This window comes from Halioglobus japonicus, assembly GCF_001983995.1.
In the GTDB taxonomy this organism is placed as follows: Bacteria; Pseudomonadota; Gammaproteobacteria; order Pseudomonadales; family Halieaceae; genus Halioglobus; species Halioglobus japonicus.
Map to the genome: position 1 here is coordinate 2,043,656 of NZ_CP019450.1, position 14,274 is coordinate 2,057,929.

At 59.7% G+C, this 14,274-nt stretch carries 12 protein-coding genes; 8 read left to right on the forward strand and 4 right to left on the reverse strand.

Annotation, left to right across the window (positions count from 1 at the left end; translation table 11 throughout):
- Window positions 1–76 precede the first annotated feature (76 nt).
- Both BST95_RS09615 and BST95_RS09620 read right to left on the reverse strand, forming a co-directional pair.
- Complete coding sequence (locus BST95_RS09615; protein ID WP_084199074.1) at window positions 77–2,305, reverse strand: lipopolysaccharide kinase InaA family protein; 2,229 nt, start codon at window positions 2,303–2,305, stop codon at window positions 77–79.
- Between the two features lie 67 nt (window positions 2,306–2,372).
- Window positions 2,373–3,152, reverse strand: a complete 780-nt coding sequence (locus tag BST95_RS09620) for an SDR family oxidoreductase (RefSeq protein ID WP_084199075.1) — start codon at window positions 3,150–3,152, stop codon at window positions 2,373–2,375.
- Window positions 3,153–3,360: 208 nt separating this feature from the next.
- On the opposite strand from BST95_RS09620, the gene npdG reads away from it, so the two are divergent.
- The 5 genes from npdG to ung are packed head-to-tail and all read left to right on the forward strand — an operon-like array spanning window position 3,361 to window position 9,648.
- Window positions 3,361–4,044, forward strand: a complete 684-nt coding sequence (gene npdG / locus BST95_RS09625) for an NADPH-dependent F420 reductase (protein WP_084199076.1) — start codon at window positions 3,361–3,363, stop codon at window positions 4,042–4,044.
- Between the two features lie 16 nt (window positions 4,045–4,060).
- Window positions 4,061–4,828 (forward strand): coenzyme F420-0:L-glutamate ligase, encoded by a 768-nt coding sequence (cofE, locus tag BST95_RS09630; RefSeq protein ID WP_084199077.1) that lies wholly within the window; start codon window positions 4,061–4,063, stop codon window positions 4,826–4,828.
- The gene (gene cofD, locus BST95_RS09635) at window positions 4,828–5,790 is read left to right on the forward strand and encodes a 2-phospho-L-lactate transferase (protein WP_084199078.1); all 963 of its coding nucleotides are present in this window, start codon (window positions 4,828–4,830) and stop codon (window positions 5,788–5,790) included. The genes cofE and cofD overlap by 1 nt, the downstream gene beginning before the upstream one ends.
- Window positions 5,787–8,954: a 5-amino-6-(D-ribitylamino)uracil--L-tyrosine 4-hydroxyphenyl transferase CofH gene (cofH, locus tag BST95_RS09640; protein WP_229801649.1), complete on the forward strand. Its 3,168-nt coding sequence runs from the start codon at window positions 5,787–5,789 to the stop codon at window positions 8,952–8,954. Before cofD ends, cofH begins: the two co-directional genes overlap by 4 nt.
- Complete coding sequence (gene ung, locus BST95_RS09645) at window positions 8,947–9,648, forward strand: uracil-DNA glycosylase (RefSeq protein ID WP_373295073.1); 702 nt, start codon at window positions 8,947–8,949, stop codon at window positions 9,646–9,648. The genes cofH and ung overlap by 8 nt, the downstream gene beginning before the upstream one ends.
- A gap of 1 nt (window position 9,649) precedes the next feature.
- On the opposite strand, the gene BST95_RS09650 is transcribed toward ung, so the two are convergent.
- Window positions 9,650–10,219, reverse strand: a complete 570-nt coding sequence (locus BST95_RS09650; RefSeq protein WP_084201128.1) for a phosphoribosyltransferase — start codon at window positions 10,217–10,219, stop codon at window positions 9,650–9,652.
- A 151-nt stretch (window positions 10,220–10,370) separates the two neighbouring features.
- Here BST95_RS09650 and BST95_RS09655 point away from each other — a divergent pair, with 151 nt between their 5' ends.
- Complete coding sequence (locus BST95_RS09655) at window positions 10,371–11,102, forward strand: hypothetical protein (protein ID WP_084199079.1); 732 nt, start codon at window positions 10,371–10,373, stop codon at window positions 11,100–11,102.
- A gap of 66 nt (window positions 11,103–11,168) precedes the next feature.
- Window positions 11,169–12,908 carry an isocitrate/isopropylmalate family dehydrogenase gene (locus tag BST95_RS09660; protein WP_084199080.1) on the forward strand — a complete coding sequence of 580 codons (1,740 nt, stop codon included), beginning with the start codon at window positions 11,169–11,171 and terminating at the stop codon, window positions 12,906–12,908.
- Between the two features lie 7 nt (window positions 12,909–12,915).
- Here the strand turns inward: BST95_RS09660 and ygfZ are convergent, their stop codons facing one another.
- Entirely contained in the window at window positions 12,916–13,845 is a 930-nt protein-coding gene (gene ygfZ / locus BST95_RS09665; RefSeq protein WP_169843901.1) for a CAF17-like 4Fe-4S cluster assembly/insertion protein YgfZ, read from the reverse strand.
- A 112-nt stretch (window positions 13,846–13,957) separates the two neighbouring features.
- On the opposite strand from ygfZ, the gene BST95_RS09670 reads away from it, so the two are divergent.
- Window positions 13,958–14,239, forward strand: a complete 282-nt coding sequence (locus BST95_RS09670) for an FAD assembly factor SdhE (protein ID WP_425319720.1) — start codon at window positions 13,958–13,960, stop codon at window positions 14,237–14,239.
- The last annotated feature ends 35 nt before the right edge of the window (window positions 14,240–14,274 follow it).

A 14,274-nucleotide genomic window follows, 5' to 3' on the forward strand; every position in this document is an offset into this window, starting at 1 on the left:
CTGCTGGCCGGGGCAGGGCCCCGTTTTCTCCGGCAGTATAACGTTATAACGGGTGGCGACAAACCGCGTGAGGGCGCTACTTGCCGCGTTTGCGTTTAAGCCACTTTTTGAACCTTTGTTTGTTGTCGTAGTAGTGGAACGGTATGCGCCACAGCGGGGACAGTGATTTGCCCAGATGCTGCTCGTATACGTCAATAAACAGTGCGCGATCCGGCCACGTGAGTTTGTAGGCGATGCGAATCAGATCTAACATGCGGTCCCGATTGCGGACTTTTGAGCCGGGCCCGGACCAGGTCCGCGCCCTGCCTATATCGATCGCCATGGCCTCTACCTGGCCGTCATCAGCCTGGATGAGCAACAGGTTTCCCGAGGACAAGTCGCGGTGGATGATCTGCTTGTCGTGCATGTGGCACACGAAGCCGGCGATGATGTCGAACCAGGTGGCCTTGTCGAGGCCCCGATATGTCGCAGCACCGTCATTGAATGCGCGATAGACGTCGCGGCTTGAAAACGCATTCGGGACGAACTGGCAAACGTACCAGGAGTCGCGAATGCCAGCCTGTTCCGGCGCCTCGAAGAAGGCCACCGGCAGTGGTGTGGCGACGCCGCGGCGCAACATCTGACAGGCATTGTCCCAGTGGCGACGGCCTTTACTGGGCCTGAACCGGTAAGTGAATCGTTTGAATCCGACAACCCGATTGAGTTTTACCGTCAGCGTGTTGTCAGCCTGGCGTGGGTCGGCGATGTTCCACAGCCGGTTGCGCTTATCGCGCATGACCTGCAGCTCGGGGTATTGGCCCAGTGCCGCAGGATGCAGCAGTGGTGCCGCTTCCAGGTCCTCTTGTTGCGCGTCCGCGCGCAGCATGGCCGCGCCATACCAGGCACTGTCCTGTAACGGCGTGGATTGCCACTGGCGACTGCTTAAGTGGGCGAGGCTGGTCATGGCAGGAGCAAATCGTGGGTTCGCCAGCCCGGGGTGGAGCGTGTCAGTGGGCAAATCGATATACAGGGGGTGTTCGTTGATGACCACGGGCGCATCCATTGACACTCCGCCGGCATTGCGGAAGCTGGCATGACGCAATTGGCCACTGCTGAGTATATTCGACAGCGGCAAGGCTTGAGCATCGCGGCACCATGTGAGTAGAAATGATTTCCCCTCAGAGTCTATGAACTGTCCCAGGGTCAGCCCGGCCGGATCATGATGAAACTGTTGGCACTGGGCACCTGCCATACGATCGATCAAATATCCCAGTGCGGTAAATGCCGGCGTCGGCTGAAAATGTGCGGCGTTGCCCCGAATACGCTGGTAGTAGCTCACCTGGTCAATGACCGGGTAGTCATCGGCTGCGTCGTCGATCAAACCATCGCGGGAACAGATCAGCGGGCCCCAGTAGACTTTGTCGAGTGCTTCACTGGCGCTGGCCAGGGCCAGGTAGCGCACCAGGTAGTCGACCCGCTTTTGCTCGGGCTCAGCGTAGCGTCGCTGTAGCCGCTTAATCGTCCAGCAGGTGTAGGTGCAGTACAGCTGGCTGGCGCCTACCGAGGTGCCCATGGCTTTCAGCATGCGCGCTTTCTTGACCAGATTCAGCTTGAGCAGATCGCGGGCGAGACGCCCCAACACGCGGTGGTCGAACGCTTCCGGCTCAACCACTCGCTCCACGAATAAATTGTCCGTGTGGATGGCAGGCGCTACATCCAGGTGGTTCAGCATGCTGAGATAGGTGGCGTTGTACAGCGGTTCGAAATCGGACACGTTAGGCCCGCCAACCGGGACTGTCGCGTCGCGGGTGCGCTGTCTGGCGATGTAGGTCGCCATGACGATGCCGGGAGAGCTAAACCCTGACCACTTGCCGCGATTGGGTGTATTGCCAATTTCGATCGCATGCACTCGCTCACCCCAGCGGGAAAATACTGTCTCGACGAAATTGCCCCAGCGCTGCTGCGCCTGGACATCATCGAATATCAGGTTGGCTTCGGCTGCCGGGGGTAACAGATCGAGCATGACCTCAAAGCCGTCGCCCAGCAGTCGTTCGAGCAGTCGCTCGGCCGGCCCCTGAAGACTTTCATAGCTGAAGTGCATGCGCACGTGGCGCAGGCCCAGTTCACTGAGTCGAGCGCAGATATAATCGTCGCCCTCTGCGTTGTCGGCGGGTGCCACGTTCACCCCGAAAAAGTGCTCGGCGATGGTGTGCTGCGGGCTTGGCTGGTGTGATTCGCCGAGGTGACGCATGCTCTGGCCAATCGCACGAATGAATTCCAGCCCCGCCAGCGGGTAACCGTATAGCGGGTGAAGCAGCTTGTTCAATGGCGAGGTTCCCTGTGCCGGGTCAGTGGACAGGGGGCATTATAACAGGCTGTGATAGACCTTGGGGTCAGCCTTGCTCGACGTTTGCTGCGCTGAGGAACGCGGGCTTTTCGCCTCCACCGTGAACGGCGAAGCTGGTGCCGCTGACATAGGACGAGAGCGAGGAGCCCAGGAACAGGCAGGCATTGCCAATATCCTGCGGAACCGCCATGCGTCCCAGGGGGATTGTGGCGCCCACCGCGGCAATACCCTCATCATCACCGTAGTGCAGATGCGCCTGTTCGGTCTGGGTCAGGCCTACAATCAGCGCATTGACGCGCACTTTCGGCGCCCATTCAACCGCGAGTGACGTGCCCAGATTGACCAGGCCGGCCTTGGCTGCGCCATAGGCCGCGGTGCCCGGAGACGGGCGTATGGTGCTGACACTGGCGATATTAATGATGCTGCCCCCGCTTTCCTGGGTTTGCATGACCCGGTTGGCCACCTGGGCGAAATTAAGCGGGGCGATGAGGTTGAGGCGGATGATGGATTCAGAGAAACGCGGCGAGGCTGTCGCTGCATCGGCATAGGGCGCACCGCCGGCATTGTTGACCAGCACATCCAGCGTGCCGAAGGTTTGCACCGCGAAGTCGACGCAGGCTTCTACCTGCTCGTAGTCGCGCACGTCACAGGGGGTGAAGCGGGCGGTATTGCCATTGGCACTGGGCAACGTGTCGGGTTCGCTGCGGCCGCAGATCACTACATTCGCACCCATCGCCAGAAAACGTTCACTAATGCCTTTGCCGACGCCCTTGCCGCCGCCAGTGACCAGTATGGTTTTGCCGGTGAAATCCAGGGGGTTGTCCATATAGTTTTACTCCAGTTGACAGCCGTTGCGCCGGGCTTGTGGTGGTTTGACTAAACACATACTATGCCGGTCCGGTGCCCATCCTAAAGCAAATGGCCACGGCAGAACATTTGATCTGCTTTAGCCGCCCGGCGGTACCAATGACAAGCGGCGCATGGTTGGAATTGCTGTACTGCGCTGCCTTCATCGATTATTGGGAAATAACATCATGACAACAGATTCACTACCGGTGCTGGCCATTCTGGGCGGCACAGGCGACCTCGGAACAGGCCTGGCACGACGCTGGGCGCAAGCTGGCTACCAGGTAATTATTGGTTCTCGCACCCAGGAAAAGGCGGATGCCGCCGTCACTGATCTCAAGGAAGTTATGGCTGAGCGCGGCGTTGCCGAGATCAGCGTTTCTGCCGAGGAAAACCTGGCCGCCGCTGAGGCTGCAGATATTGTTGCGATTACCGTGCCTTTCAGCCACCAGGCGTCGACCCTGGAACTGGTCAAACCGGCACTCCAGGGTAAAATTCTGATCGATGTCACCGTGCCGCTGGTGCCGCCGAAAGTGGCCCGCGTACAACTGCCCGAAGGCGGCAGTGCCGGTCAGATCGCCCAGGACCTGCTGGGTGAAGAGGTTATGGTCGTGTCGGCGTTCCAGAATGTTGCCGCCGCCCACCTTCAGGAAGGCAGTAACCTGGATTGCGATGTGCTCGTTTGTGGCAACAAGAAGGCTGCCAGGGAGCAGGTAATTACCCTGGTAGAAGCAGCGGGCATGCGCGGCTTCCATGCGGGTATGATTAATAACGCTGCAGCAGCAGAGGCACTCACTTCCGTACTGATCGTCATCAACAAGCAGTACAGCTGTCACGCCGGTATCCGTATTACCGGCCTCGGCGACGATTGAATACACTGGCTGCACAATGAGCGGCTCCCTCCAGCTGACCGCCCTGGTGGATTTTCCCAGGGTGCAGCCCGGCGATGACCTCGCCAAGATGCTGACTGACAGCCTGGCCCACAACGGGCTTGAGCTACAGGCAGGCGATGTATTGGTGTTGGCGCAGAAAATCGTCTCCAAGGCGGAGGATTGCTACGTCCGCCTGGCAGATGTGGAGCCCAGTGCCCAGGCGCATGAACTCGCAGCAAAAGCCGATAAAGACCCCCGCCAAGCCGAACTCATTCTCCGGGAGAGCAATGAAATTGTGCGGGTGCGTCCCGGCGTAGTTATCGTCGAACACCGCAACGGTTACGTGCACGCCAATGCCGGTATCGACAAGTCCAATATCGAAACTGCCCCGGATGACCCGCGGGTGTTGCTGTTGCCGCATGACGCCGATGCGTCTGCCGCCAGACTGCGTGCCGAACTCGGCCAGACCTGTGGCGCTGCGCCCCATATCATTATCAATGACAGTGCCGGCCGCGCCTGGCGCAACGGCACCGTGGGCATTGCCATTGGCACTGCCGGGTTTGACCCGCTGTTCAATCAGGTGGGTGAGCTGGATATGTTCGGCAACGTGCTCGAGGTGACCGAGGCGGCAGTTGCCGATGAACTTGCTGCGGCGGCATCCTTTATCATGGGGCAGGCCGCAGAGGCCTGTCCGGTCGTGCATGTGCGCGGTGCACGGCTCCGTGCCGCCGAGACCAACTCTCGGGTCCTGTTGCGCGATAAGGCGATGGACATGTTCCGCTAATGGCTGAGCCTGTTTCGAAAACCCTTGCCCTTTCCGGCGGTGTCGGTGGGGCCAAGCTCTGCCTGGGCCTGGCGAGCGAGCTTGCAGGGCCTGATCTCGATATCCTGGTGAATACCGGCGACGATTTCGAGCATCTGGGCCTGCCCATCTGGCCGGATATCGATACCCTTCTGTATACCCTCTCGGGGCGCGCCAACCAGGTGCAGGGCTGGGGTATTGAAGGCGAAACCTGGAATTTCATGGAAGCGCTGGAGACCCTCGGAGGTGAGACCTGGTTTCGCCTGGGCGACCGTGATCTGGCGACGCATACCTGGCGTTCCCAGGCGCTGCGCGAGGGCCGTCATGCCAGCGACATTGTTGCATCGCTGGCGAGCACCATGGGCATTGAGGCCGCGGTCTACCCCATGAGCGACGATCCAGTGCGCACTCAGGTGCACAGTGATGAAGGGGACTTGCCCTTTCAGCATTATTTTGTGCGTCGCCAGTGCGAGCCTGAGGTCACGGGCTTCAGTTTCGAGGGGATTACCTCCGCGCGGCCCAATCAAACCGTACTGCGGACACTGCAGCAGGGTGGCTACCGGCGCGTGGTCATCTGCCCCTCTAATCCCTATGTCAGTATCGATCCAATATTGCAGGTGCCCGGTGTCTGGACTGCACTGCGCGATGCGGTGGCGCCGGTGATCGTGGTCAGTCCGATCGTGGCGGGGCTGGCGATCAAGGGGCCTGCTGCCAAAATGATGAGTGAGCTCGCCGTCCCGGTCACCGCTCTGGGTGTGGCTGAGCATTATCAACGGCGATACCCGGGCCTGGTTGACTATTTCGTGATCGACGAAAGTGACGCTACACTGGCCCCAGAAATAGAAGCACTGGGCATCCGGGTGGAGATAGCACCAACCATTATGAAAGATCTGCAGCACAAAATGACGCTCGCACGTCACTGTCTGGCTTTGGAGGCGATGTGAACAGGGCCCGCGCCATTGTGGCTCTCAAATCCCTGCAGCGTGCAAAAAGCCGGCTGGCACCCCTGTTAACGGCCGGGCAGCGGGCCGGGTTGGTTGAAGCCATGGCCGGTGACGTGCTGGCCATGCTGACCAGCCACAGGCAGGTGGGCGAGGTCTACGTGATTTCTGACGATCCCGCGGCGCATGAACTGGCGCAGCGATACGGCGCCACCGTTATTGCCGAATCTGATTTGCAGCTGAGTGGCCTGAACGGGTTGTTGACCTCGGCCAGCACCCAGTTGCGCGCCGATAACACGACTCCGCTGCTGGTGCTGCACGCAGATCTGCCGCTGTTGCGCGAAAGCGATCTCAGCGCTGTGCTGGCCGCACTGGCGGACGCCGACGTGGTTATCGGTGCGGACACGGCAGGGCAGGGCACCAACCTGCTCGCACTGGCAGAGCACGTGGAGCCTGAGTACCACTTCGGCGAAGGCAGCTTCCAGCGCCACCGGCGCTGGGCCACTCAGGCCGGTCTAAGGCAAGTTCCACTGGAACGTCCGGGTATTGGCCTGGATATCGATGAACCTGACGATTTGGCATCGCTGCTGGCTTGTGAGCATATCGGTGAGCAAAGCGCTCGCTGGTTGCGCGACTCCGGCGTTGCCGCCCACTTCAGCCCCGCCCCTGAACTGGACTGGCAGCAGCTGCACGACACAGTTACCTCTGGCTGCACACCCGAAGCATCTCAGGCGCTGGCGCTGGCCGACTATGACGATTTACCAGCCATGGTTTCTTTGGCTGGAACGGTGCGCGATCAGGGGTACGGCAATGTCATCACCTATTCGCGCAAAGTCTTTATTCCGCTGACCAAACTGTGTCGCGACGTCTGTCATTACTGCACCTTTGCCCAGACTCCCTCAAAACTGGAGCAGGTCTTTATGCCGGTTGAGGAAGTGCTGGAGTTGTGTCGCCAGGGAGCGGCGCAAGGATGCCAGGAAGCCCTGTTTACGTTGGGTGAGAAGCCCGAGCTGCGATACAAGGCTGCGCGTGAGGCGCTGGCTGAGATGGGCTTTTCGACCACGCTGGAGTATGTACGCGAGGTGGCAAGTCGCGTTCTGGCGGAAACGGGCCTGTTGCCCCACATCAACGCCGGCTGTATGACCGCCGAAGAAATCGCCGCACTGCGCGAGGTGAGTGCCTCGATGGGCATTATGCTCGAATCGGCGTCCGAGCGGCTGTGCGAGCAGGGCATGCCGCACTTTGGGTCGCCCGACAAGATTCCTGCGGTGCGGTTGGAAACCATGTCGCTGGCGGGCGAGGCCGGCGTGCCGTTTACGTCCGGTATTCTCATCGGTATCGGTGAAACTCGTCGCGAGCGGATTGAGTCGCTGTTGGCCCTGCGTCGCATTCATGAGCGCCACGGCCATCTGCAGGAAGTCATTATCCAGAACTTCCGGGCCAAAGAGGGCACCCTCATGTCGCAGGCGCCGGAGCCCGACCTGGCGGATCTGCTGTGGACGATTGCTGCGGCCCGATTGGTGTTTGGCGCCGATATGAGCATTCAGGCGCCACCCAACCTCAGTCCAGGGGTGTTGCCCCAATTGGTAGCTGCCGGCATTAATGACTGGGGCGGTGTATCTCCTCTTACCCCGGATCACGTCAATCCTGAGGCGCCCTGGCCGCACTTGCAGGAGCTGGCCCGGGAGACTGCGGCGGCGGGTAAGTTCCTCGATCAGCGGCTGACGATTTATCCTGCGTATATTCGCGATGCCGAGCGCTGGCTTGCCCCGGGTATGTTCGGTCCGGTAATGCAGCAGTGCGATGCCGCCGGCTATGCCCGCCGCGACAGCTGGGTGCCCGGTGAAGAGCGGCCGGTACCTGATGTGGACGCTGAACTGTTGCGCGAGACGCCATCCCAGATCGCCCCCAGTCACGATATTCGTGCCATCGTGGCTCGGGCCGTCGCGGGAGAAGCCCTGCTTGTGGCCGAAGTAACGCAGCTATTTGAGGTCCGCGGCGCCGATTTTTCCCATGTGGTGCAGGCGGCAGACACACTGCGTGCGACTCAGGTTGGAGAAGAGGTGACCTATACGGTTAACCGGAATATCAATTACACCAACGTCTGCTACTTCAAATGCCAGTTCTGCGCCTTTTCCAAAGGTAAGCAAAGCGAGAACCTGCGCGGCCGACCCTACGATATCAGTGGCGAAGAGATTGCCCGACGCTGCATAGAGGCCTGGGATCGCGGCGCCGGTGAAGTCTGTATGCAGGGCGGGATTCATCCGGATTACACTGGCCAGACCTATCTGGATATTATCGCGACGGTGCGCAGTGCCACGCCGGATATGCACATCCACGCGTTTTCACCGCTGGAGGTGTGGCAGGGAGCCGCGACCCTGAACCTGCCCGTGGCCGATTACCTGCGCAAATTGAAAGCGTCGGGGCTCGATACGCTGCCTGGAACCGCGGCGGAAATTCTTCACGATGATGTCCGCGCCATCCTGTGTCCTGACAAGCTCAACAGCGGGCAGTGGCTGGAGGTGATGGAAGCTGCCCATGAGGTGGGGCTGCGCAGCACTGCAACTATTATGTACGGCCACATTGAGTCGCCCCAGCACTGGGCTCATCACCTGCTGGCGGTGCGAGATTTGCAGCAACGCACGGGTGGGTTTACCGAATTTGTGCCTCTGCCATTTGTGCATATGGAAGCCCCCATGTATCTCAAGGGTCGGGCCCGCAAAGGCCCGACCTTCCGTGAAGCAGTGCTCATGCACGCGGTCGCGAGGCTGGTGTTTGCAGGCCTGATTGACAATATCCAGACCTCCTGGGTGAAGATGGGAGAGGCCGGCGTTGGGGCCTGTCTCGACGCGGGTGCGAATGATCTGGGCGGCACACTGATGAACGAGAGCATTACTCGCGCAGCCGGCTCCGGCCACGGTCAGGAATGGGCGCCGCAGCACATGGAGAACCAGATTGAGCGCGCCGGTCGCGTGCCGCGCATGCGCACGACGCTTTATCGCAAGCCGCGTGTGGAGCAGCGCATGAAGGCATTTAACGCGCCGGCGCTGGGGCCGGCGGTCAACGAGGGTGCGGGTAAGCGCGAACGCAGCAAGTTGATCCCCACCATCAACATTCAGGCCGACGCCGGCACTGATCAGGTGTACTTGATGGCGGCCTGTGATTGAGGTGACGGGCCGTGAGGTGCAGTTGGAGCCGAGCTGGCTGGCTCACCTGGGTAAAGAGTTCGACCAGGCTTATATGCAGGAATTGCGCGACTTCCTGCGCGCCGAAAAGGCTGCCGGTAAGCGCATTTTTCCCCGCGGCAGCGAGTTCTTCAGCGCCTTCAGCCACACGCCACTAGCCGATGTGAAAGTTGTTATTCTCGGTCAGGACCCCTACCACGGCGAGGGCCAGGCCCACGGGCTGTGCTTCTCGGTGCAGCCGGGTGTGAAAGTGCCGCCCTCGTTGAAGAATATCTATAAGGAGATCAATGCCGAGCTCGGTCTCCCGATTCCGACCCACGGTCACCTTACTGCCTGGGCGAGCCAGGGGGTGCTGCTGCTGAACAGTGTACTGTCGGTAGAGTGCGCCCAGGCCGCTTCACATCAGGGCAAGGGATGGGAGAGGTTTACCGATAAGGTGATCGAGGTGATTAACCGCGAGCGCGAAGGGGTGGTGTTTCTGCTTTGGGGCAGCTATGCCCAGCGCAAGGGCGCCATTATTGATACGGAGCGCCACTGCGTGCTCAAGGCGCCGCATCCTTCGCCGCTAAGTGCTCATCGCGGTTTCTTCCGGTGCGGCCATTTTGCCGCCGCCAATCATTATCTGCAGGGCAGGGGGCAGGCGCCGGTGGATTGGTCGCTGCCCGCCGAGGCCTGATTTATTCCGGGTGCAGGGCGACAATGCGATCCCGCAGCCCCTGCAAACCAGGCTTGTCTTCCAGTACTTCGGCTGCGCTCAGCCCTTCGAGTTCATGGGGAAACACCAGCCACTCCTCGCTCTGATGGAGGAAATAGTCCGGTACCAGCTCGGTCTTATTATTGCTTGGCTTGAAGTAGGGCGTGGCTATCTTGAACGTGGGGGTGTTGCGACGGCACTTGGCTTCCAGGTCCCAGATCACCTGCTGGATTGACCGTCCCGAGTCGAATACATCGTCCACGATGAGCACATTGTCTTCAGCGTTAACGTTCTCAATGAGATAGTGCAGGCCGTGCACAATCACCGACTCACTGGTCTGGTTGATACCGGTGTAGTGCGAGGTGCGAATGGCGATGTGGTCGGTTTCGTGGCCCGCGTACTTGAGCAGCTCCTGGATGGCGATACCCACCGGCGCGCCGCCACGCCACACACCCACGATGTAGTCCGGTCTGAAATCGCTGTCGAGCACATTCAGGGCCAGTTCATAGGAGTCAACGAGTAACTGGTCGGCGCTAATGTAGGTCTTCTTGATGGTCATGCTTTCGCTTCCTGGGGCGTCAAGGGGGCGATTGTCCGTGTCGAAGCGCCGGATAGCAACCCTGTGGGCCTGTCTCGAGACGCGGTTCTGTGGCAGAATGCGCGCCTCTCGGGGGGGCGGTGTGCGAATCTGGCAAAGACTGACAGTGGTAATTGTTGTTGCGGCGGCACTATTGTGGGTGGCTCAACCAGCACCGCTGTATCGCGATCCGCCTCGACAGCTACCCTGGAAACTACCTGATTATCGCGACAGCAAGCGCTATTGGCATATCGATGCCAACGGCCTCATTCAGGCCCGGGTAGAGCATTTTTTCCTGGCTGACATCAGCCCGTCCATGGTGGCCTGGTTTTACCGGGTGTTGCCGGTGTCGACCGTTGACCTCGGCGGTGAGCGCATGCCGCTTTACCATATTTTTCATCCCACTGAGCACGGCAGGATTCGGGTGGTTGAAGCGGCGGACGATGGTTCCGCCGGGATGGGAAAGGGTGCGTTGATCCAGCGTGAGGAGTGGTTTGGTCCCTATGACAGTCGCGGCCAGGCCCGTCTGGAAGAACTGTCCGCAGAGCGCATGGTGGCGATACCGGAGTTTGCGGGCCTGCCCATGGGTCGGATTGAACACCGTTTTGAGCAGCGCGATGGGGGAACCTATTACACAGTAAGCTCGACCATTGGCTCGCAACTGCCGGTGCTGGGCGGGCTGCTTAACTATTACATTCGCAATGTCATGTTCCATCCTGCTGTCATGGAACAGTGGCAGCGCCATCAGGTGGAGGAGGTTGCGAGCCTCAATTATTTTCTGCCTGAAGTGTATTCCCAGCGAGGTGAGGTTACCCACTTTACCCTCGCTGATAACCGGGTATCGACTAAAATCGAGTAGGCACGCGCACCCGGAGCGACTAATGTCCGGTCTTTTGCCTGAGACCGCTTTTTAACTGGAGATAGCATGACTAATAAAATTCAGGTCGCCAAACCCATGGTGATACTGCACGGCGACGAAATGGCCCAGATCGCCTTCGAGAGAATTCTGGAGCAATTTGTTACCTCGCGACTGGACATTGATCTGGTGGAGATTGATCTGTCTGCAGAGCAGCGCCTGACCAGTAATGGCCAGGTGGTTCTGGATGCGATCGATTCCCTCAAGGTAAACGGTGTTGGCATCAAGAATGCGGGTATGACAGTCAACCGTGCGCAGCTGGATGATTTGCTCGCCAAGTACCCTGATATCAGCGAAGCCGCGCTCGACAAACTGGCGACCAAGTCGCCCAATGGCGCGATCCGCAAGGGCATAGGCGGCAACATCACGCGCGAGGATATCGAGTTTCGCAACCTGAAGAGCGTGCGCCCAGACTGGGTCGGCCGGGAAATCGAAGTGGATACCATGGACTCCGGCGGTCTCGACTTCAGCTACAGCGAACTGTCTGACGCCACCGGTGTTGCGAAGGTCTATTTCGTGGGCAGCAGCGGTGATCCTGTAGAGCTGCACCGCCGCACGCTGCGCAAGGGCGATCCCTGGATGCTCGCGTCCAACGACCTGGATGAGGTCAAGGCCTGGGCCCATCGGTTCTTCCAACGCGCACTCGATGAAAAGCGCGACATCTACTTGGGTCTCAAGGATACCGTGGTGGCGGGCTACGACGGCGTTATGCGCGCCGCGATCGAGGAAGTGTATAACAGCGACTACAAGGATAAGGTCGCTGCTGCCGGCCTCGAGTATCACTACGAGCTGATCGATGCCCAGGCAGCCCGCATTGTCTCCAATCCTCCTGAGCGCGCGCTATGGGGCGTTCCCGATAACGTCAGTGGTATGAAGTTGTACAAGCTGGTGCAGCAGCTCAAGCGCTATGGACTGCCCGAGCGCAAGGCTCACGTCTCGATCTCGCGGATGAGTGCCGGTGGTGGTGACCAGTACGGCAGTTACAACACTCCGGCGCCCGAAGACGGCATTGTCAAAGTGGTTATGGACGGCGTTGAAAAGCACGCCCGGGACGTGAAAGCGGGTGATCCGCTGTTGTTTATGTCCAACGACCGAGCGGCGATCAAGGATTGGGTCAAGCAGGTGTTCCGCGACGCGGCCTTGAACAAGAAAGAAGTGTACTTTGGGCTGAAACGGGAGTTTGTCAATTACGACGAGGTATACAGCTCGATTATCCTGGAGATCCGGAAGGAACTGGCTGCCCTGGATACACCGCCGCCGTCGTTCATGATCATGCGTCCTTCACGCCAGCTTAGCAAGATGATCTGCGATCCCCCGCGCTGGGGCCTATACCCTGCACAGAACCTCGACGGCGATATCTTTTCGGATATTTCAGCCGCCCTCGGTGGCAGCCTAGCCACTGCCAGCTCGGTGATTGAGAGCAAAGACGGCACTATGCTTTACGAAGCTCCGCACGGCACAGCACACGATCTCTACCTGCGTTATCTCGAAACGGACGGCAAAGAGGCCAACTTCAATTCCTCCGCACTGATTTTTGCCGTGGCAAATGCACTGGAAGAACTGGCTCGCCGTGAGGATAACGCCGCCCTGGCCGAGTATTCTTCGCGCCTGAAGTCCGCCCTGATTGAAACCGTGGCGCAGGGCACAATCACCGGTGATCTCAAGGGCAAGACCCTCAATCCCGACGATGAGAAGGTCGTCGATATGTACGGTTTCCTCGATGCTATCGAGGCCAATCTGGAGAGCTGAGTAAAGCTCAGTCTTCCAGGGCGTAGGGTAGTGGCAGGGCCTCCAGCAGGGGGCCGTCTTCACTGCCCACGCGCAATCCCTGTTCCAGCCCCTCGCGGGTGGCGCTCACCAGGCACAGCACCTGATCGCCATCCCGGCCGCTATTAACCACCGTACCGACACTCTGTGATTTGCCTGCCGCATATAGCGCCACACCTGCGGCCGGCTGTTCAGTCGTGGCCGCCACAGTGGGATACGCGCGGCGTTTGGCCTTGCCGCGATAGTGCAGGCGAGCGACGATTTCCTGGCCCGTATAACAGCCCTTGCTGAAGTTCACATGGCTGGTGACATCGTAGTTGAGATCCTGTGGCAGAAACATTTCACTGGTGGTGTCTTCCACGCGGCCAATACCCGCGCGAATCTGTGCGCCATTCCAGGCATTGGCGTCGCCCGCCTGTAGCGCCTGTCTCAGGCGATCGTACTGCGCACTGTGTTCCTGCATGTCGATCCAGGCTTCCAGGTAGTGACCCTCGTCGTCCAGTTGCACCAGCAGCCAGCCCTCGCCAGCGGTTGATTGATAGCGGCCGCCGGGTACGTCAATACCTAACTCGGACAGCGCCTGGGCACTGCTTTCGCCCCAGATGCCGACAACCTGCCAGTCGCTGCGTTCGGGGGCGATGTCTGCCTTTGAAAACACAATATATTTGCCAAACGTGGAAGCCGCGACATCCGCGACGCTGCGCCTTAGACGCAGCGCATAGTGTTCCTCGCCCAGTTGGCCAAGCAGGAAATCGCAGACCATGCGGCCTTTCGGGGTGCAATAGGCGCCCACAACGGCCTGCGCTGCAGTGACGGCCGCAGCATCACAGGTTGTCTGTCCCTGCAGAAATTTCAGCGTATCCGGGCCGGTGATATGGAGCAGGGCTTCCTGCTCAAGCAGTACGAATTGGGCGCTCAATGTCATTACCTCTGATCTGGGGCGCCCATGATAGGCGCTGGCGTGTCCGCTGTCAGCCGTCCCATTACGGCCGCTTTTGCCTATATAATGGCCGGCGTCGATGAATACAACCGTGCGTGAATCTGTAATGGTAGCTGAACAAGAGATTAACCGTATGCGCTGGGCTGCCCGGCGCGGCATGCTGGAACTGGACCTGGTGCTGGAGCCTTTCGTGCAGGCTCGCTACGCCGACCTCAATGATGTCGATCGGGAGCGCTTCCAGCAGCTGATGTTGTGTGAGGACCAGGATTTGTTTGCCTGGTTCTTGCAGCGCCAAAAGCCAGAAGACCCGGAGCACGCAGCGATTGTCCAACAGATTCTCAACTTCGCCCACACTCCGCCTGAGCATCGCTGATTCGCCGCGATATCGGGCCTGTCAGCTTATACACT

Bases quoted from the DNA above. Each gene is read 5' to 3' on its own strand.
- npdG (WP_084199076.1), top strand. From the start codon at position 3,361: ATGACAACAGATTCACTACCGGTGCTGGCCATTCTGGGCGGCACAGGC.
- BST95_RS09660 (WP_084199080.1), top strand. From the start codon at position 11,169: ATGACTAATAAAATTCAGGTCGCCAAACCCATGGTGATACTGCACGGC.
- cofE (WP_084199077.1), top strand. From the start codon at position 4,061: ATGAGCGGCTCCCTCCAGCTGACCGCCCTGGTGGATTTTCCCAGGGTG.
- BST95_RS09620 (WP_084199075.1), bottom strand. From the start codon at position 3,152: ATGGACAACCCCCTGGATTTCACCGGCAAAACCATACTGGTCACTGGC.
- cofD (WP_084199078.1), top strand. From the start codon at position 4,828: ATGGCTGAGCCTGTTTCGAAAACCCTTGCCCTTTCCGGCGGTGTCGGT.